The organism is Pseudoruegeria sp. SHC-113 (assembly GCF_025376885.1).
GTDB lineage: Bacteria > Pseudomonadota > Alphaproteobacteria > Rhodobacterales > Rhodobacteraceae > Pseudoruegeria.
The window spans coordinates 113,659-132,241 of the sequence record NZ_JAHUBR010000002.1 but is presented as its reverse complement, the minus strand read 5'-3'; the positions used below and the strand labels follow the sequence as shown (position 1 = coordinate 132,241).

The window sequence follows — 18,583 nt, the reverse complement described above, 5'->3', positions numbered from 1 at the left end:
CGGGGGCCACTCTGCGCCCATGACATCGCTGGCTCAACGCTTCTGGAACCTCAACGCGCGTGGCTTTGAAAAGCAGGTGCTGCGGCTCGTCACCAATCAGGCCGCGCTGCGCCGGCTGTACGACAGGCTCGCGCCGATCAGCTACCGCCGCCTCAAGGACATGCGCTTCGCCCCGGCCCTGATCGAGGCCGGCGGTTTCACCGCGCGGGGGCGCTGGTGCACGCGCGGCGAGGGCGCGCAGGCCGGGCTGCTGTTCTACATCCACGGCGGCGGCTTCTGCATCGGCTCGCCCAAAACCCACGGGCGACTCGTGGCGGCACTGGCCGGGGCGGCGGGGCTCAAAGGGCTGGCGGTGGCCTATCGCCTTGCCCCCGAACACCCTTTCCCGGCGGCCATCGAGGACGTTGTCGAGGCGTATCAGGCCGTGCTGGCCGCAGGCTGGCTGCCCGAGCGCATCGTGATCGCGGGCGACAGCGCGGGCGGCAATCTGGCGCTTTCGCTGCTGACGGAGGCCAAGCGCCTCGGCCTGCCGCGCCCTGCCGGATGCATGGCCATCGCGCCCGCCGTGGATCTGAGCGGGGAAAGCCCCTCGCTCCGTGAAAACGCCGCAAGCGAGATGCTCTTGCCGGAGAAGTGGCTCGGCATCGCGCTTGACGGCTATCTGGCCGGGGCGGACCCGAAAGATCCGCGCGCCTCGCCGCTGTTTGGCGATTTCGAGGGCGCGGGCCCTGTGTTCCTCACCGTCGGCGCGGGGGAGCTGTTTCGCGATGAATCCCGCCGGATGCGCGATGCCCTGCAAGCGCAGGGCGTGGCGGTGACCTACGAGGAAGTGCCGGACGTCCACCACGTCTGGCACCTGCGCTTTGGCCAGAGCCCCGAGGCCGATGCCGCCGTGGCCCGCATGGGCACCTTTGCCCGCGCATGCCTGCCGGGCGGCGGCGCGCCGGATTGACCTCGCGCCCCGGCTGCGGCACATCTTGGCGGCCCCGAAAGGACAGCCGATGACGAAACCCTTCCTGATCCTGCAACTGCGTCCAGAGGCGGAAGCCGCTGACGACGAATACGCCGCCTTCCTCGCCAAGGGCGGGCTCGCGGAGGCCGAGGTGCACCGCATCCGGCTGGATTGCGAGGACCTGCCTGAAAGCCTTGATCTGGCGGAGTATTCCGGCGTGATTGTCGGCGGCGGGCCGGGTTGCGTGAGCGATGCCGAAAGCGAAAAGACCCCGACCGAAAAGAAGATCGAAGACGCCATCCTCGCGCTGATGCCCGCCATCACCGCGCAGGACAAACCCTTCCTTGGCTGCTGCTACGGCATCGGCATTCTTGGAGCGCATCTGGGCGGCGATGTCTCCAAGGAACGCTTTGGCGAGCCGGTGGGTGCCGCCGATTGCACGCTCACCGAGGCCGGCGCGGCGGATCCGTTGCTCGCCGGGATGCCCGCACGCTTTGATGCGCTCGTGGGCCATAAGGAGGCGATGCAGGCGCTGCCGAAGGGCTGTGTGCATCTTGTCTCCGCGCCCTCCTGCCCATTCCAGATGGTGCGCTTTGGGCAGAACGTCTACGCGACGCAGTTCCACCCGGAGGCCGATGCCGAGGGCTTCGCGCTGCGCATCCGCATCTATCGCAACAAAGGCTATTTTCCGCCCGAGGAGGCCGAGGCGCTCACCGAACGGGTGCGCGCCACGCCGGCAAAGGAACCCGCGCGCATCCTTGCCAATTTCGTGTCCCGATACCGGGAGGGCTGAGCCATGGGCCTTGGATTGGAACTGGATCACATCGCCGTCGCCGCGGAAACGCTGGAAGAGGGCGTGGCTTGGGTCGAAGAGCGGCTGGGCGTGCAGATGCTGCCCGGTGGCCAGCACCCGCTGATGGGCACGCACAATAGGCTGCTGGGGCTGGCCGACGGGCTTTATTTTGAGGTCATCGCCGTCGATCCGGCCGCGCCTAAGCCGCCCCACGCCCGCTGGTTCGATCTGGATCGTTTTTCCGGCCCGCCGCGCATTGCGAACTGGATCCTGCGCACGCCGGATCTTGCGGCGGCCTTCGCCGCCTTTGGCCCGGCAGCGGGCACACCGGTTGCGCTGGCGCGGGGCGATCTGCGCTGGCAGATGGCGGTGCCGGAGACGGGCATCCTGCCGCTGGATGGCATCTTCCCCGCCCTGATCGAATGGGAAAGCGCGGCGCATCCGGCGCAGCGTCTGGCCCCGAGCGGGCTGCGGCTTTCGCGGCTGGACGTACGCCACCCCGAAATCGATACGCTCTACTTGCCCGGCTTTTCCGACCCCCGTGTGGCTTTCCTAAGCGGGCCTGCCGGGTTTTCGGCCCGTTTCGAGGGCCCCGATGGTGAAAGAACCCTCACATGACGATCCGGCCCGCCACCAAAGCCGACTGCCCCGCCCTCGAAGCCATCTGGACACCGATGATCCGGGACACGCTGGTGACGTTCAACAGTGTCACCCGCAGCGTGGCCGATCTGGAAGCGATGATCGCCGAGAAGGCCGCCTCGGGCTATGCGTTCCTCGTTGCTGAAGCCGCGCCGGGGCAGGTGGCGGGCTTTGCCACTTACGGCCAGTTTCGCGGTGGCGTGGGCTATGCCCATACGATGGAGCACACGATCATCCTCGCGCCGCAGGCCCATGGCAAAGGACTGGGTCGGGCGCTGATGGCGGGGGTGGAGGATCACGCCCGCGCGCGCGGCGCGCATTCCATGTTTGCCGGGGTGAGTTCCGGCAATCCGGCGGGTGTCGCCTTCCACGCGCGGCTTGGTTACGCGGAAGTGGCGCGGCTCTCGCAGGTCGGGCGCAAGTTCGATCAGTGGCTTGATCTCGTCCTGATGCAAAAGTTCCTGTGAAAGGTACAATCGTCGCGCTGACAGGGCGTGCCGAAGGCGATAGGATTCCCCCATGTCGATCTGGACCCGCATCTCCGAAGCCCTCGCGGCACTCACCAGTGGCGAAAGCCTTGCCGAGGTTTTCGACAAACTGCGCGCGCCGCCCGAACGCTCCGTGGCCTTCGCCATCGCCGTGATCGCGCTGGGGGCGAAGATGGCCAAGGCCGACGGGCTGGTGACGCGCGATGAGGTCACCGCCTTCCGGGAAGTCTTTCATATCCCCAAGGAAGAAGAGGCCAACGCCGCGCGCGTCTTCAACATGGCGCGGCAGGACGTGGCGGGGTTCGAGCTTTATGCCGAGCGCATCAATCGCATGTTCGGCGAGGAGCGCGGCGCGGTTTGCGATCTGATGGAGGGGCTCTTCCACATCGCCATGGCCGATGGGGAGTACCACCCGGGCGAGGATGATTTCCTGCACCGCGTGGCCGAGATCTTCGGCATGGGCGAGCGCGAGTTCCGCGCTCTGCGCACCCGTTTCGTGCCGGATGCCGAGCCGGACCCCTACGAGGTGCTCGGGATCACGCCCGAGGCCACGCCGGAAGAAGCCCGCGCCGCTTGGCGGGCGCTGGTGCGCGAAACCCACCCCGATCGCATGATGGCGCGCGGGGTGCCGGAGGAGGCCGTGAAACTGGCCGAAAAGCGCCTGATCGCCGTCAATCGCGCCTGGGAAGAGATCAGCCAGTCGGCGGCCTGAGCCATGCGCATCGCCACCTATAACGTCGAGTGGTTCACCAATCTTTTCGATGAGAAGGACAGGCCACAGCCTGATGGCGGCTGGTCGGGCCGCCGCGATGTGACGCGCGAACAGCAGCTTGAGGCGCTGGGCATCGTCTTCACCGCGATGGATGCCGATGCGGTGATGATCATTGAGGCGCCGGACACCAACCGCCACCGCTCCACTGTCGCCGCGCTGGAAAATTTCGCCCAGCTCTACGGGCTGCGCACGCGCGCCGCGCTCACCGGTTTCACCAATGACACCCAGCAGGAACTGGCGCTGCTCTATGATCCCGACGCGCTCACCGCGCGGCATGATCCCCAGTCCGGGCTAGAGGCGCAGAGGGGCTGGGTGCCGCGCTTTGACGGGGAATTCCCGCTGGATCTGGACGTGGACGCCGCGCCGGAAACCATCCGCTTCTCCAAGCCGCCGCTGGAGGTGGCCGCTCGCAGTGCAGCGGGGGGTGAGTTCCGCATGATCGGGGTGCATCTGAAATCCAAGGCCCCTCACGGCGCGCGCACGCGCGACGAGGTGATCCGCATCTCCATCGCCAACCGCCGCAAGCAGCTCGCGCAGGCCGTCTGGCTGCGCCGCCGGGTGGAGGCGCATCTGGCAGCGGGCGATCCGCTGATCGTGCTGGGCGATCTGAACGACGGCCCCGGATTGGATGAATACGAGAAACTCTTCGGCCGCTCCGGCGTGGAGATCGTGATGGGCGAGGCCGATGCCGCGCCGCTGTTTGATCCTCACGCCCGGCAGGCCGCCACCCAGAAGATGGGCGCGCAGCCGGCCACCTCGCGCTTCTTCATCGCCGAGGAAAACCGCTACCTTTCGGCTTTGCTCGATTACATCCTGATCTCACCAGACCTGCGGGAGAAAGCCCCGCGCTGGCGCATCTGGCATCCGTTCGACGATCCCGCCTGCTACCGCACGCCGGAGCTGCGGCAGGCCTTGCTGACGGCCTCCGATCACTACCCCGTCACGCTTGACATCGACCTTTAGGCGCGGCCTCTTTCAGCGCCACGCCGGAAGGCGTATATTGGGGGTATGAAACAGCTGTCCGCCTGCCTGCTCGCCGCTCTCATTGCTTTCTCCGCGCCGCTTATGGCGCAGGAGGCCGATGACTCGCGGAAAGACGAGGGGCTCTCCCTCATGCAGGAGGGGCTTTCGCTGCTCTTTGAAGAGCTTCTGAAGGATATGGAGCCCGCGCTGCGCGATCTGCAGGATCTGCAGCGGGATTTCCAGCAGGACATGGGCCCGGCGCTGGAAGAGCTGATGCAGCGGCTCGGCGATCTGAGCGAATACCACGCGCCGGAAGTGCTGGAGAACGGCGATATCCTGATCCGCCGCAAGACGCCGGAGGAATTGCAGCTGGAGCGGCCGCTGGAAGAGGGCGAGATCGAGATTTGAGTGGCCTTAAGCCCGCAGCCTGACGTCGAAGAGATATTGCCCAACAGGCACTGTTGGGCCGCGCCGTCCCGCCCCCGTCAAACCGGAGGTTTGCCTACGGCAAAACGGGCGGCGCTACTGTTTCACATCTTGGTCCATTCCTTCAGGTCTGAGGGCCTTAGACCGGGTGGATCACTTCCGTCTCGGCCCCCAGCGCCGCCGCGAGCGAGGCAAAGCGCGCCTGCGCGACTTCGCCGAACAGATCTTCCGCCTCATGCGACAGCCGCAGCTCCAGAACCTGTTTCTTCGGGTAGTACTTCAGCTTGCCCAGGTGCTCCGGGTTTGTCGTGCTGAACATCGCGCCAAAGCGCATTGCCTTGCCCAGAACCTCGGCCTCGCGCATCCGCTTCTCCGTCATCAGCGAGAAGAGCGGCTCAAAGCTGCTGCCCGCGCGGCTGTTCTTGTAGCGGTGCAGCAGCGCCAACCCGAGGTAGACGCGCTCCCAATGCTTCAGCCCGCCCATGTTGGCGCGGGTGGCGTTGTCGAAACAGACCTCGGCGCGGTAATCGGGGTGCGCGCGCCAGCTCACGTCATGAAGCAGACAGGCCGCGCGCAGCAGGCGGAGATCTTCGTATTTCTCGGTCTTGAACAAGGGCTTTACGAAATTGTAGAGCGCCTTGCCGAAACCCGGCGTGCGGGCGTCCTTGGCCTCGGAAAAGCGGCAGGCCTCGATCAGCGGATCGCGGTGGCGCAGCTGATCGGGCATCTGCTCATAGAGCAGCCCTTCGCGGATCCCGTAGGAGGAGACGGCGATTTCCTGTGGCGTGAAGGTGATCAGCAGCCGCTTGAGCACTTCGCAGGCCAGCGGCACGAGGCTCATCCGGGCCTCGGAAATGCCGGCCTCGCTGCGCAGCACCTGAAGATCCTGTTTGCCGATCCATTTGATCGTCGCCTTCACGTCGCTCGGACGCATGCGGTATTCGTGCAGCACCTTCAGCGGGTAGCCCCGGCGCTGCATGTCGAGCCGGGCGATGGCGCGCCAGCTGCCGCCCACGAGAAAGAGCCGCTTCTGATCCGCCGGAAAATCGGCGCGCAGCCCTTCGATGATCTCGCGGATGTATTCGGCACGACCTTTCTTGCCGCCGGGAATGTCGCGCAGTTTGAGCGGGCCGAGCTTGGAGGTGCGGCGCGTGCCAACCTGCCCGTTGCCCACTTCGGCCAGTTCCATCGAGGAGCCGCCAATGTCGCAGACAAGCCCGCGCGCCGTGGGCCAGCCCAGAAGCACGCCCTGCGCGGACAGCCGCGCCTCTTCCTCGCCATCGATAACGTAGAGGCGGAGGCCGGTCTCCCGGGCTATCTCCTCCCTGAAGCCGGGACCGTCCTCCGCCTCACGCACCGCAGCCGTAGCAACGGCGGAAAGCGGTGCGAGTTCCAATTCGTCAGCCAGCCGCTGGAAGCGTTTGATCGCCGCCAGCGCCCGCGCGCGCCCCTCGGGGTTCAGCCTGCCGGTTTCCGACAGGCCCGAGCCGAGGCCGCACATGATCTTTTCGTTGAAGAAATACGCAGGGCTGCGTGCGGCTCCGTCGAATACGACCATGCGGACCGAGTTGGAGCCAACGTCCACCACGCCCACGCGGGACAGCGCGCGCGACGACGGATCGTTAAACAGCGGTCTGCCGAATGGCCCCCAGTCCTCGCTGGGTGCTTCGGAGCCTCCGTCCATGCGTTCATCCCCTTCAGTCCGGCTTGCACCATGACAATGAGTCGCGGCTTCTGTCAATCGTCTCTCAGTCGTCGGAGTGGGTCAGTTCCGGCACATCGCTTGCCCCTGCGGAACCACGGCCCGAAAGCGAGGGGTTCTCCATGAAGAAGCGGTGGCAGTTGAACGGCGTTTCCTCGCCGGAAACCTCGGGCCGCAGGAAGCTGCCATCAGGCTGCATCACCCAGCTCTGCGCCACATCGGCGAGGTTGGCCGCCATGATCTGGCTCACGATCTGGGCTTTCACGGTGGGGTTCGTGGCCTCCACCAGCGTTTCGACGCGGCGGTTGAGGTTGCGGCCCATCCAGTCGGCGGAGGAGAAATAGACCTTCGCCTTCTTCGAGGGCAGCCCGTGGCCATTGCCGAAACAGACAATGCGCGAATGCTCAAGGAACCGCCCGACGATGGATTTCACCCGGATGTTGTCCGAGAGCCCCTTGATGCCGGGGCGCAGCCCGCAGATGCCGCGCACGATGAGGTTGATCTTCACCCCGGCCTGGCTGGCGGCATAGAGCGCGTCGATCACGTCGGGTTCGATGATGGCGTTCATCTTGGCCCAGATCTCGGCCGGTTTGCCTTCGGCGGCAAAGGCCGCTTCGCGTTCGATGTTTTCGATCAGGGTGGATTTCAGCGTGAGCGGCGCGATGTTGAGGTTCTCAAGCCCCACCGGCTGGGCGTAGCCCGACAGGTAGTTGAACACTTTGGTCGCGTCCCGCCCGAGCGCATCATCGCAGGTGAAGAAGCTGAGATCGGTATAGATGCGCGCCGTGATCGGGTGGTAGTTCCCGGTGCCGTAGTGCGAATAGGTGACAAGCTTGTTGCCCTCGCGGCGGACAACGCAGCTGATCTTGGCGTGGGTCTTGTAGTTGACGAAGCCGTAAACAACGTGGGCACCGGAGCGTTCCAGCCGCCGGGACTGGTGGATGTTGGCCGCCTCGTCAAAACGCGCTTTCAGCTCCACCAGCGCGGTGACGGATTTGCCGTTCTCGGCGGCTTCACAGAGCGAGGCGACGATGGGCGAGTTCTGCGAGGTGCGGTAGAGCGTTTGCTTGATCGCCAGCACATTGGGATCGCGCGCGGCCTGCTCAAGGAAGCGCACCACCATGTCGAAAGTTTCGTAGGGGTGGTGCAGCAGCATGTCCTTCTGCTTGATCGCGGCGAACATGTCGCCCTCGTGATCCTGCACACGTTCAGGCACGCGGGGCGCGAAAGAGGGCCAGAGCAGCTCGCGGCGGTCATCCAGCACCAGCTCCTTCAGATCGGCCACGCCGATCATGCCCTCGATCTCCACCACCTCGCCGGGCGCGACGCCCAGCTCTTCCATGATCATCTCGCGCAGCGCATCGGGCGCACCGGCGGACATCTTGAGCCGGATCACGTCCCCCCGGCGGCGGCGCTTGAGCGCCACTTCGAACTCGCGCACCAGATCCTCGGCCTCTTCCTCCACCTCCAGATCGCTGTCGCGCAGCACGCGGAAGGTACAATGTCCCTTCGTCTTGTAGCCGGGGAACAGGCTGTCCAGATGCAAAAGCAGAAGGTCCTCCAGCGGCAGCACGCGATGTTCACCGGCCTCCGAAGGCAGTACGACGAAGCGCTCGATCTGCTGCGGCACCGGCAGCAGCGCTTCCAGCCCGCGCTTGTCCTTGGCGCGCTCCAGCATCAGCGCCAGCGCGAAGCCGGTGTTGGGGATGAAGGGGAAAGGGTGCGCCGGGTCGATCGCCATCGGCGTGAGGATCGGGAAGACCTGTGTGAGGAAGTATTCGCTCAGGTAGGCGCGGTCCTCCTTTGTCAGCTCATCAGTCTGCAGGATGAAGATCTGGTTGGCGTCCAGCTCTTCCTGCAATGCGCCCCAGACAGACTGCTGCCGCTGCATCAATGTGCGGGCGTTCTCGTTGATCAGCTCCAACTGCTCGGCGGGTGAGAGCCCATCGGCGGCGGGCGTGGTGTTGCCTTCCTTGTTCAACTCGCGCAGGCCCGCGACGCGGACGGTGTAGAACTCATCGAGGTTGGTGGCCGAGATCGACAGGAAGCGCACCCGCTCCAGCAGCGGCACGCGGGGGTTCTCGGCCTCTTCCAGCACGCGCCAGTTGAAGGCGAGCCAGCTCAGCTCGCGATTCATGAAGCGTTTGGGCCCGGAGAATTCCTCCTCGGGCAGGGTGATGGGCGCGGGCATGGGGGCCCGAAGGAAATCGGCCTGGGTCATTTGGGTCATATCACTGCAATCTGTGACGCTATGATGACGCGGGCGGCGGCGGGCTGCAACGGTCCTCAAGGACGCGGGCCGCCAGCGGGCGCGTTACCGGCTGCTTGCGCGCCAGCGCCGCTTTGTCCAGCGCAGCCACCAGATCGGCTGCACTGCCAAGGGCGCGCTCCATGCGGCTGACGAGGTAGGGGATCACGGTGGGATCCACCGGTGTCTGGCGGTCGTTGAACAGCTTGAGCAGCACGGCTGAGAGCAGCGCATCGTCGGGCGGCTCGATCTGGGTGATCGCGGTGCCCTGCATGCGGCTTGCGAGATCGGGCAGGGTGAGCGGCCAGCGGCTGGGAGCCTGTGCGCCCGTCACGAGCAGGGCGTTGCCGGAGGCCAGCGTCAGGTTGTGCAGGTGAAAGAGCGCCGCCTGCGCGTCAGGGTCATCGGCGATGGCGGGCACGTCCTCGACGACAACGGGGCTGCTTGCAAGCGCTTCGATATCGGCGGTTGCCAGTGTGGCGGCCTTCACGATCCGCGCGCCAGTCTCGGCGGCGAACACATGGGCGAGGTGGGTCTTGCCCGCGCCACGCGGGCCGATCAGCGCCATCTTGCCGTTGGGCCAGCCTTGCGGCACGGCAAGCGTGGCCACGGCCACGGCATTGGCCGGGGAGATATAGAAATCCTCCCGCCCCAGCGCGGGCTTGCTGCGCAGATCAAAGGCAAGCTGTTCGGCCACAGGCGCTACTCCGCGTCCTTCTCGGCCTGCCCCTTGTAGAGACGGCCATCCTTGTACTCCGCAATCACGAAGCGGGCGAGCACGCCAAGGGCGGCGGCCACGGGCACCGCGATCAGCATGCCGACGAAGCCGAAGAGCGTGCCGAACGCTGAAAGCGCAAACAGCAGCCAGACCGGGTGCAGCCCCACCGAGGAGCCCACGAGCTTGGGTGTGAGCACATTGCCCTCGATCATCTGGCCCGAGGCAAAGATCGCGGCGACGATGCCGATATGCACCCAATCGCCCCACCACTGAAACAGCGCAAGCCCGATGGCCAGCGCGCCGCCCACCAATGCGCCCACGTAGGGGATAAAGGTCAGCGCGCCCGCGATGACGCCCACCACGAGGCCGAACTGCAGCCCAGCAATCATCAGCGCCACGGCATAGTAGATGCCCAGGAGCAGGCAGACGGTGCCTTGCCCGCGCAGGAAAGAGGCCAGCGTGGCGTCGATCTCGCTGGCCAGCCTGCGGATCACCGGGGCGTGGTCGCGCGGCAGCAGCGAGTCGATCCGCGCGATCATGCGGTCCCAGTCAAGAAGCAGGTAGAAGGCCACCACTGGCGAGACAACGAGCAGCACCACCACGTTGATCAGCGAAAACGCCGTGCTGACGGCGGTGGAAATCACCTCGCCGCCATGGGCTTTCACCGCGTCGCCGATGGAGGCGAGCGATTGGCTGATGGTGGAGTTCTCGTCCAGAATTTGCGGGAAATGCAGCACGAGGAAATTGCGCAGATCGGCAAAAAGCTCCGGCGCGGCGTTGAACAGCGCCACCGTCTGCTCGATCAATGTCGGCAGGATCAGCAGGATCATCAGCGCGAAGGCAAGGATTGCCATCAAGGTGATGATCGCCGTGGCCGCGGCGCGCGAGAGCCCCCAGCGCTCCAGCCGGTCGGCGATGGGATCCAGGAAATAGGCGATGGCCGCGCCGATCACGAAGGGCAGGATCACGTCGCCAAGCGCCCAGAGCACGGCGAGGATCGCAAGGGTTGTCAGCCCCCAGTAGGTCGTCTGTTCCTTCACGCTGAGCGCCATGGGCCTCACCTTTCGCTGCTTTGCTGTTTGTCTGGCCGATTGGGAGGGGGAGTTCAAGCGCAAGCCATGGCGGGCGGCGGCGATGCTCTGCATTGCGGCAGCGCGCCGATTGCCCTAAACCCAGCGCTGATCCGCGGTGCAGCCGCACCGACCACATCCTTCCTACAAGGGGCCCGCCATGCGCCTTTCCCGCTATTTCCTTCCCGTGCTGAAGGAAAACCCGTCCGAAGCCCAGATCGTGTCGCACCGCTACATGCTGCGCGCGGGCATGATCAAGCAAAGCGCCGCCGGCATCTATTCCTGGCTGCCGCTGGGCTACAGGGTTCTGAAGAACATCGAGAAGATCGTGCACGAAGAGCAGATCCGCGCCGGCCATATCCCGATGCTGATGCCGACGCTGCAATCGGCAGACCTCTGGCGCGAATCCGGCCGCTACGACGACTACGGGCAGGAAATGCTGCGCATCAGCGACCGCCACGGCCGCGACATGCTCTACGGCCCGACCAACGAAGAGCTGATCACCGATATCTTCCGCAGCCACGTGGGCAGCTACAAGGATCTGCCGCTGACGCTCTATCACATCCAGTGGAAATTCCGCGACGAGATCCGCCCGCGCTTCGGCGTGATGCGCGGCCGCGAGTTCCTGATGAAGGACGGCTACAATTTCGACCTCACCAAGGAAGACGCGCTGCATGCCTACAACCGCCACCTGGTGAGCTACCTGCGCAGCTACGAGCGCATGGGGCTTCAGGCGATCCCGATGCGCGCCGACGGTGGCCCGATCGGCGGCGACTACACCCATGAGTTCCTCGTGCTGGCCGAAACCGGCGAGAGCGAAGTCTTCTACGACAGCGAGATCACCGATCTGAAATTCGGCGACCGCGCCATCGATTACGACAGCGTCGAGCAGTGCCAGGCGGTGCTGGAGGAATTCACCTCCCGCTACGCCCGCACCGATGAGACCCACGATGAAGCGATCTTCGCCGAAGTGCCCGAGGCCCGCCGCCGCGTGGCGCGCGGCATCGAAGTGGGGCAGATCTTCTACTTCGGCACCAAATACTCCGAGCCGATGGGCGCCACCGTGGTGAACGAAAAGCAGGATCAGGTGCCGGTGCATATGGGCAGCCACGGCATCGGGGTGAGTCGCCTGCTGGGCGCGATCATCGAAGCCAGCCATGACGACAAGGGCATCATCTGGCCGGAAGGGGTCACGCCCTTCCACGTGGGCATCGTGAACCTCAAGCAGGGCGACGAGGAAGCCGATGCCGCCTGCGAGGCGCTCTACAAGAGCTTCACCGCGCTGGGCCTCGAGCCGCTTTACGACGACCGCAACGAGCGCGCCGGTGCCAAATTCGCCACGATGGATCTCATCGGCCTGCCGTGGCGCATCACCGTCGGCCCGCGCGGGTTGAAGAACGGCGTCGTCGAGCTCACCAGCCGCCGCACGGGTGAAAGCGAGGAACTCGCACCCGAGGCCGCCGTGGAGAAGGTCGCGCAGATCTACGCAGGCCTGTAAAGGCTTTCCGGTAAGCAAGGGGGCTCTGCCCCCGGCCCCTGCGGGGCCTCCCCCGAGATATTTGGGGAACAAAGTGGGGCCCCATCATCTTGGTGAAAATATCCGCGGGGTGCGGGGCAGCCAGCCCCGCTCCTTGCCTCTCCGAAAGCACCGCTTGCGGAGTGGGGCGGTTTCTTGGGAAAAACGCCTTGCGTCACGGCCGGAACACCGGTAGAGGGCGCGGGTTCACTTTGAGAACATGGCGGCGGGTTGATTCCCGCCGTTTGGGTTCGACGAGGGTTTGCGATGAGCGCTTGCCCTCCTCTCAACTCCAACGCCAATAAAGGCTGACGAAATGCAAAGCCAAAACATTCGCATTCGGCTGAAGGCTTTCGATTTCCGCGTGCTGGATGCCTCCACGCAGGAGATCGTCAACACGGCCAAGCGCACCGGCGCTCAGGTCCGCGGCCCGATCCCGCTTCCGAACAAGATTGAGAAGTTCACCGTTCTGCGTGGCCCTCACATCGACAAGAAATCCCGCGACCAGTTCGAGATCCGCACGCACAAGCGTCTGCTCGACATCGTCGATCCGACCCCGCAGACCGTGGACGCGCTGATGAAGCTCGACCTGGCTGCCGGCGTCGACGTCCAGATTTCGGTTTAAGGAGGGTATCCCAAGATGCGCTCTGGAATCATCGCAAAGAAAGTCGGCATGACCCGGCTTTTCATGGAAGACGGCAAGCAGATCCCTGTGACCGTTCTCCAACTGGACAACCTGCAGGTCGTGGACCAGCGCACCAACGAGCGTGACGGCTACACCGCCGTTCAACTGGGTGCCGGTTCCGCGAAAGCAAAACGCACCAGCCAAGCCATGCGCGGCCACTTCGCCAAGGCCAATGTTGCGCCCAAGCGCAAGATTGCCGAGTTCCGCGTGACCGAAGAGAACCTCATCGCCATCGGCGAAGAGATCTCTGCCGAGCACTACATCGTGGGCCAGAAGGTCGACGTGTCCGGCACCTCCATCGGTAAAGGCTTTGCCGGCGCCATGAAGCGTCACAACTTCGGCGGTCTGCGTGCCTCGCACGGTGTGTCCATCTCCCACCGTTCCCACGGTTCGACCGGTCAGTGTCAGGACCCGGGCCGTGTGTTCAAAGGCAAGAAGATGGCTGGCCACATGGGCGCTGCCCGCGTGACCACCCAGAACCTTGAAGTCGTTCGTACCGACGCCGATCGTGGCCTGATCATGATCAAAGGCGCCGTGCCGGGCTCCAAGGGTGGCTGGGTCACCATCAAGGATGCCGTGAAGAAGAAAATGCCTGAAGGTGTTCCGTTCCCGGCCGCGCTGAAATCCGCCGCCGTAGACGCACCTGCCGAGGCTCCGACTGAGGGAGCAGAATAATGAAGGCTGATATCATCAAACTGGACGGCGGCAAGGCCGGGTCCATCGAGCTGGACGAGGCCCTTTTCGGCCTTGAGCCGCGTGCGGACATCCTGCACCGCGTGGTCCGTTGGCAGCGCAACAACGCGCAGGCCGGCACCCACAAGGTGAAGACCCGCTCCGAAACCAGCTACTCCACCAAGAAGATCTACCGCCAAAAAGGCACCGGTGGCGCCCGCCACGGTGACCGCAACGCGCCGATCTTCCGCGGTGGTGGTATCTACAAGGGCCCGACGCCCCGCAGCCACGGCCACGAACTGCCGAAGAAATTCCGCAAGCTCGGCCTGAAGCACGCCCTCTCCGCCAAGGCGAAAGCCGGCGAGCTGGTCGTGATCGACGCTGCTGAAGCCGAAGGCAAAACCAGCGTTCTGGCCAAACAGGTGAAGAACCTGGGCTGGAAGCGCGCGCTGATCATCGATGGTGCTGCCGTGAACGAAGGTTTCGCGAAGGCTGCACGCAACATCGAAGGGCTGGACATCCTGCCCGGCATCGGCGCCAACGTCTATGACATCCTCAAGCGTGACACGCTCGTGATCACGAAGGCGGGTGTCGAAGCACTGGAGGCTCGTCTGAAATGAGCGCGAAGGCAGAACACTACGACGTGATCCGCAAGCCGATCATCACCGAGAAATCCACGATGGCCTCCGAAAACGGTGCCGTGGTTTTTGAAGTCGCGATCGACGCCAACAAACCGCAGATCAAGGAAGCCGTTGAAGGCCTCTTTGGTGTGAAGGTGAAAGCGGTCAACACGACGATCACCAAGGGCAAGGTCAAGCGTTTCCGCGGCCAACTCGGCAAGCGTAAAGACGTGAAGAAAGCCTATGTGACCCTTGAGGAAGGCAACACGATCGACGTGACCACCGGTCTCTGAGATCCGCCTTTCGGTAAGATTGAAGCCCTCCGCAGCGATGCGGGGGGCTTTTTCTTTGTGCCCTTGATTGGGCTTGGTCAGTGTTGCTAGCCTTCCAAAAAACGGGAGGACCAAATGCGACACATACTGACGGTTTCGGCTGTGATGGCAGGGGCGGCGCTTCCGGCGGCGGCCGAGTTGAGCGCGGTCCAGCGGGCCATGATCGAGCGGCGCGCCTGCGAAGCGGCGATCTGGGGCATGCCGGCGGTGGGCGTTTACGATATCGAACTGGCGTTGCAGCGTGATGCCGGGGCCGCGCCCGGTGTCGTTGGCTATATGACCGAGCCGATGGACTCCCGCCATGGGTTCCTGACCGCCAATGACGTCACGCCTTACACCTTCACCGGCCTCTCGACCAAGGATGGCCCCATCGTGATCGATGTGCCTCCTGCCGGGGAGAAGGCCGCGTTCTTCGGAACAATCGTAAACGCGTGGCAGGTGCCGATTGCCGATGTGGGCACCTCGGGTGAGGATGCAGGCGAAGGCGGAAAATACGTAATCCTGCCTCCGGATTTTGAGGGTGCAGCGCCGGAGGGCGATTTCCGCGTCTATCAATCTAATACCTATGGCGTGCATTTCGCGTTCCGGCCTGTGGCCAAGAACGGCGGCAGTTCCGCCGATCAGGCGGCCTATGCGCAGACGCTGAAATGGTATCCGCTGGCCGAGATGGAAAACCCGCCTGAAACCCGCTTCATCGACGTGAAGGTCAATCCGGTGAATACGCTGCCGGTTTATGACATGACCTATTTCCACGATCTCAACACCGTGGTGCAGCGCGAACCGGTGCTGGAGCGCGACAAGGTCATGATGGGGATGCTGGCTTCGCTGGGCATCAAGCGCGGCGAAGCTTTCGAGCCGGATGCCGAAACACAAGAGGCCATGCTCGCTGGCCTGCAATGCGCCTATGATGCGATGCAGGAGCATTTCATCACGCGCTCCGTGGTGCCGCTCTGGGAGGATCGGACGTGGGGTGTCTGGGCCTTTGCCGAAGGCCAGCCCGAAGCCGGTTTTCCTTACGAGACGGAAGATATGGTCTTGATCGATGATCGGGCAGGCGGCTCGTATTCGTGGATCACCTATCTGCCCAGGAAGCTGGGCGGCGGGACGTTCTACCTCACGGGGCTGACAGACAGTGACGGCACTGCGCTGAACGGCGAGGATACCTACAAGCTGACCGTTCCAGCCGATACCCCGGCAGAGGATTTCTGGTCTGTCATCGTCTACAGCATGAACACCAAGGGCTTCGTGGCTGGAAACGAACGTGTGGGGCTCGCCACGCCGGACCTGCCGGAAATGCAGGTGAACGACGATGGCTCGGCGGATGTCTATTTCGCGCCGCAAGCGCCCGAGGGCCTGGAGAGCAACTGGATCCCGACGGGGGAAGATTTCTTCCTGCTCTTCCGCCTTTACGGCCCGAAGGAGGGGTGGATCGAAAGCGGCTGGCAGTTGCCGGATGTGGTGAGGCAGTAGCACGCTCTCGGGGGGATGCTCCGGGTGTCTTGTCAGATAGGGCAGGCATGTAAACGGAAGCGCGTGTAAGTGCTGCCCCTTTTTTTCCTGGCGCGGGCTGGACAGCCCCGCCAACCCCTGATACATCGCCGCAATCCCACAGCCCCGGATTCGTCCGGGGCTGTCGTTTTTGCCGGAATCCGGCAGGAAAATAAGGGACAGGCGGGCACGCACCGCCGCTTGAGACTCGGGCACCTTCGGGGGCCTTCACCTGCACCTCCGGGTGCACAGCAAACGGAAGACAGAAAGCATGGCACTCAAGTCGTATAAACCGACGACGCCGGGCCAGCGTGGGCTGGTACTGATCGACCGTTCGGAGCTCTGGAAAGGACGCCCCGTCAAAGCCCTCACGCAGGGTCTGACGAAGAACGGCGGCCGGAACAACACCGGACGGATCACGCAACGCCGCAAAGGCGGCGGCGCAAAGCGTCTCTATCGCATCGTCGATTTCAAACGGAACAAGTTTGACGTCGCGGCCACCGTGGAACGGATCGAATACGACCCCAACCGCACGGCCTTCATCGCCCTCGTGAAATACGAAGACGGCGAGCAAGCCTACATCCTCGCACCGCAGCGCCTCGCCGTGGGCGACAAAGTGGTTTCCGCTGCCAAGGCTGACATCAAGCCCGGCAACGCCATGCCCTTCTCCGGCATGCCGATCGGTACCATCGTGCACAACATCGAGCTGAAGCCCGGCAAGGGCGGCCAGATCGCACGCGCTGCCGGCACCTACGCCCAGTTCGTGGGCCGCGACGGCGGCTACGCCCAGATCCGCCTCTCTTCTGGCGAACTGCGCATGGTGCGTCAGGAATGCATGGCCACCATCGGTGCTGTGTCCAACCCCGACAACAGCAACCAGAACCTTGGTAAAGCTGGCCGCAACCGCCACAAGGGCATCCGCCCCTCCGTGCGTGGTGTTGCCATGAACCCGATCGATCACCCCCATGGTGGTGGTGAAGGCCGGACCTCGGGTGGCCGTACGCCGGTTACGCCCTGGGGCAAGGACACCAAGGGTACGCGTACGCGTAACACCAACAAGGCGTCGCAGAAGCTCATCATCCGCTCGCGTCACGCCAAGAAGAAGGGTCGCTAATCTATGGCACGTTCTGTTTGGAAAGGGCCTTTTGTCGACTCTTACGTCCTCAAGAAGGCTGAGAAGGTCCGCGAAGGCGGCCGTAACGAAGTCATCAAGATCTGGTCTCGTCGCTCGACGATCCTGCCCCAGTTCGTGGGTCTGACCTTCGGTGTTTACAACGGGAAAAAGCACATCCCCGTGAACGTGACCGAAGAGATGATCGGCCAGAAATTCGGTGAATACTCCCCGACGCGCACCTACTACGGGCACGCCGCGGACAAGAAAGCGAAGCGGAAGTAAGCGCCATGGGTAAAGAGAAAAATCCCCGCCGCGTGGCCGATAACGAAGCGATGGCCAAAGTCCGTATGCTTCGCACGTCCCCGCAGAAACTGAACCTCGTGGCTCAGATGATCCGCGGCAAGAAGGTTGAGAAGGCCCTCACGGACCTGACCTTCTCCAACAAGCGCATCGCTGGCGACGTGAAGAAATGCCTTCAGTCCGCCATCGCCAACGCCGAGAACAACCACAACCTCGACGTGGATGAACTCATCGTGGCCGAAGCCTATGTTGGCAAGAACCTGACCATGAAGCGCGGTCGCCCCCGGGCCCGTGGCCGTTATGGCAAGATCATCAAGCCGTTTTCCGAGCTGACCATCAAGGTTCGCCAAATCGAGGAGCAAGCATAATGGGTCAGAAGGTTAACCCGATCGGTATGCGTCTCCAGGTGAACCGCACCTGGGACAGCCGCTGGTACGCAGACACCAAGGATTATGGCAATCTGCTGCTCGAAGATCTCAAGATCCGCGAGTTCATCAAGGAAGAGTGCAAGCAGGCGGGCGTGTCCCGCGTGATCATCGAGCGCCCGCACAAGAAGTGCCGCGTCACGGTGCACACTGCGCGTCCGGGCGTGATCATCGGCAAAAAAGGCGCCGATATCGAAGGCCTGCGCAAGAAGCTCGCCAAGATGACGGATTCCGAGCTGCACCTCAACATCGTTGAAGTGCGCAAGCCGGAGCTCGACGCTCAGCTCGTTGGCGAGTCCATCGCCCAGCAGCTGGAACGCCGTGTGTCCTTCCGCCGTGCCATGAAGCGCGCCGTGCAGAACGCCATGCGCATGGGTGCCCTCGGCATCCGCGTGAACGTGGCAGGCCGCCTTGGCGGCGCGGAAATCGCTCGTACCGAATGGTACCGCGAAGGCCGCGTTCCGCTTCACACCCTGCGTGCCGACATCGATTACGCCCACTCCGAAGCCATGACGCCCTACGGCATCATCGGCATCAAGGTGTGGATCTTCAAAGGCGAGATCATGGAGCATGATCCGTCTGCGCGTGATCGTCGTGCACAGGAACTCCAGGAAGGCCCGGCCCCGCGTGGCGCCGGCGGCCGTCGGTAAGGAGAACTGA

21 protein-coding genes are annotated in these 18,583 nt (G+C 64.1%); 17 read left to right on the top strand and 4 right to left on the bottom strand.

What is annotated here, in order from left to right; translation table 11 throughout:
- Positions 1 to 19: 19 nt before the first annotated feature.
- From KVX96_RS15535 to KVX96_RS15505, 7 genes are read left to right on the top strand one after another with little or no spacing between them, the layout of a single operon-like run.
- Complete coding sequence (locus tag KVX96_RS15535) at positions 20 to 952, top strand: alpha/beta hydrolase (RefSeq protein ID WP_261195617.1); 933 nt, start codon at positions 20 to 22, stop codon at positions 950 to 952.
- Positions 953 to 1,001: 49 nt separating this feature from the next.
- Positions 1,002 to 1,745 (top strand): glutamine amidotransferase, encoded by a 744-nt coding sequence (locus KVX96_RS15530; protein WP_261195616.1) that lies wholly within the window; start codon positions 1,002 to 1,004, stop codon positions 1,743 to 1,745.
- 3 nt (positions 1,746 to 1,748) lie between these two features.
- Entirely contained in the window at positions 1,749 to 2,363 is a 615-nt protein-coding gene (locus KVX96_RS15525; protein ID WP_261195615.1) for a VOC family protein, read from the top strand.
- Positions 2,360 to 2,851 (top strand): GNAT family N-acetyltransferase, encoded by a 492-nt coding sequence (locus tag KVX96_RS15520; RefSeq protein WP_261195614.1) that lies wholly within the window; start codon positions 2,360 to 2,362, stop codon positions 2,849 to 2,851. Before KVX96_RS15525 ends, KVX96_RS15520 begins: the two co-directional genes overlap by 4 nt.
- 52 nt (positions 2,852 to 2,903) lie before the next feature.
- On the top strand, positions 2,904 to 3,584 hold the full coding sequence (locus tag KVX96_RS15515; protein WP_261195613.1) for a molecular chaperone DjiA: 681 nt from the start codon (positions 2,904 to 2,906) through the stop codon (positions 3,582 to 3,584).
- Positions 3,585 to 3,587: 3 nt separating this feature from the next.
- Positions 3,588 to 4,607: an endonuclease/exonuclease/phosphatase family protein gene (locus KVX96_RS15510; protein WP_261195612.1), complete on the top strand. Its 1,020-nt coding sequence runs from the start codon at positions 3,588 to 3,590 to the stop codon at positions 4,605 to 4,607.
- Positions 4,608 to 4,652: 45 nt separating this feature from the next.
- A complete protein-coding gene (locus KVX96_RS15505) occupies positions 4,653 to 5,015 on the top strand; it encodes a hypothetical protein (protein WP_261195611.1) in 363 nt (120 codons plus the stop codon).
- 157 nt (positions 5,016 to 5,172) lie between these two features.
- Here KVX96_RS15505 and KVX96_RS15500 read toward each other — a convergent pair whose 3' ends face one another.
- From KVX96_RS15500 to KVX96_RS15485, 4 genes are all read right to left on the bottom strand, one after another.
- On the bottom strand, positions 5,173 to 6,717 hold the full coding sequence (locus tag KVX96_RS15500) for a Ppx/GppA family phosphatase (RefSeq protein WP_261195610.1): 1,545 nt from the start codon (positions 6,715 to 6,717) through the stop codon (positions 5,173 to 5,175).
- A 64-nt stretch (positions 6,718 to 6,781) separates the two neighbouring features.
- The gene (locus KVX96_RS15495; protein ID WP_261195772.1) at positions 6,782 to 8,956 is read right to left on the bottom strand and encodes an RNA degradosome polyphosphate kinase; all 2,175 of its coding nucleotides are present in this window, start codon (positions 8,954 to 8,956) and stop codon (positions 6,782 to 6,784) included.
- Between the two features lie 28 nt (positions 8,957 to 8,984).
- Positions 8,985 to 9,680, bottom strand: a complete 696-nt coding sequence (locus tag KVX96_RS15490; protein ID WP_261195609.1) for a DnaA ATPase domain-containing protein — start codon at positions 9,678 to 9,680, stop codon at positions 8,985 to 8,987.
- Between the two features lie 5 nt (positions 9,681 to 9,685).
- Positions 9,686 to 10,753 (bottom strand): AI-2E family transporter, encoded by a 1,068-nt coding sequence (locus tag KVX96_RS15485; protein ID WP_261195608.1) that lies wholly within the window; start codon positions 10,751 to 10,753, stop codon positions 9,686 to 9,688.
- Positions 10,754 to 10,931: 178 nt separating this feature from the next.
- On the opposite strand from KVX96_RS15485, the gene proS reads away from it, so the two are divergent.
- From proS to rpsC, 10 genes are all read left to right on the top strand, one after another.
- Positions 10,932 to 12,269: a proline--tRNA ligase gene (gene proS, locus KVX96_RS15480; protein WP_261195607.1), complete on the top strand. Its 1,338-nt coding sequence runs from the start codon at positions 10,932 to 10,934 to the stop codon at positions 12,267 to 12,269.
- Positions 12,270 to 12,603: 334 nt separating this feature from the next.
- The gene (gene rpsJ, locus KVX96_RS15475; protein WP_261195606.1) at positions 12,604 to 12,912 is read left to right on the top strand and encodes a 30S ribosomal protein S10; all 309 of its coding nucleotides are present in this window, start codon (positions 12,604 to 12,606) and stop codon (positions 12,910 to 12,912) included.
- Between the two features lie 15 nt (positions 12,913 to 12,927).
- Positions 12,928 to 13,647, top strand: a complete 720-nt coding sequence (rplC, locus tag KVX96_RS15470; protein ID WP_261195605.1) for a 50S ribosomal protein L3 — start codon at positions 12,928 to 12,930, stop codon at positions 13,645 to 13,647.
- Positions 13,647 to 14,264, top strand: coding sequence for a 50S ribosomal protein L4 (gene rplD / locus KVX96_RS15465; protein ID WP_261195604.1), 618 nt, complete (start codon positions 13,647 to 13,649; stop codon positions 14,262 to 14,264). The genes rplC and rplD overlap by 1 nt, the downstream gene beginning before the upstream one ends.
- Positions 14,261 to 14,557, top strand: a complete 297-nt coding sequence (locus tag KVX96_RS15460) for a 50S ribosomal protein L23 (protein ID WP_261195603.1) — start codon at positions 14,261 to 14,263, stop codon at positions 14,555 to 14,557. The genes rplD and KVX96_RS15460 overlap by 4 nt, the downstream gene beginning before the upstream one ends.
- 114 nt (positions 14,558 to 14,671) lie before the next feature.
- Positions 14,672 to 16,066 carry a DUF1214 domain-containing protein gene (locus KVX96_RS15455; protein WP_261195602.1) on the top strand — a complete coding sequence of 465 codons (1,395 nt, stop codon included), beginning with the start codon at positions 14,672 to 14,674 and terminating at the stop codon, positions 16,064 to 16,066.
- 289 nt (positions 16,067 to 16,355) lie between these two features.
- On the top strand, positions 16,356 to 17,198 hold the full coding sequence (gene rplB / locus KVX96_RS15450; protein ID WP_261195601.1) for a 50S ribosomal protein L2: 843 nt from the start codon (positions 16,356 to 16,358) through the stop codon (positions 17,196 to 17,198).
- Positions 17,199 to 17,201: 3 nt separating this feature from the next.
- Entirely contained in the window at positions 17,202 to 17,480 is a 279-nt protein-coding gene (gene rpsS, locus KVX96_RS15445) for a 30S ribosomal protein S19 (RefSeq protein ID WP_261195600.1), read from the top strand.
- A 5-nt stretch (positions 17,481 to 17,485) separates the two neighbouring features.
- Positions 17,486 to 17,866: a 50S ribosomal protein L22 gene (rplV, locus tag KVX96_RS15440; RefSeq protein WP_261195599.1), complete on the top strand. Its 381-nt coding sequence runs from the start codon at positions 17,486 to 17,488 to the stop codon at positions 17,864 to 17,866.
- Entirely contained in the window at positions 17,866 to 18,573 is a 708-nt protein-coding gene (rpsC, locus tag KVX96_RS15435) for a 30S ribosomal protein S3 (protein ID WP_261195598.1), read from the top strand. Before rplV ends, rpsC begins: the two co-directional genes overlap by 1 nt.
- The last annotated feature ends 10 nt before the right edge of the window (positions 18,574 to 18,583 follow it).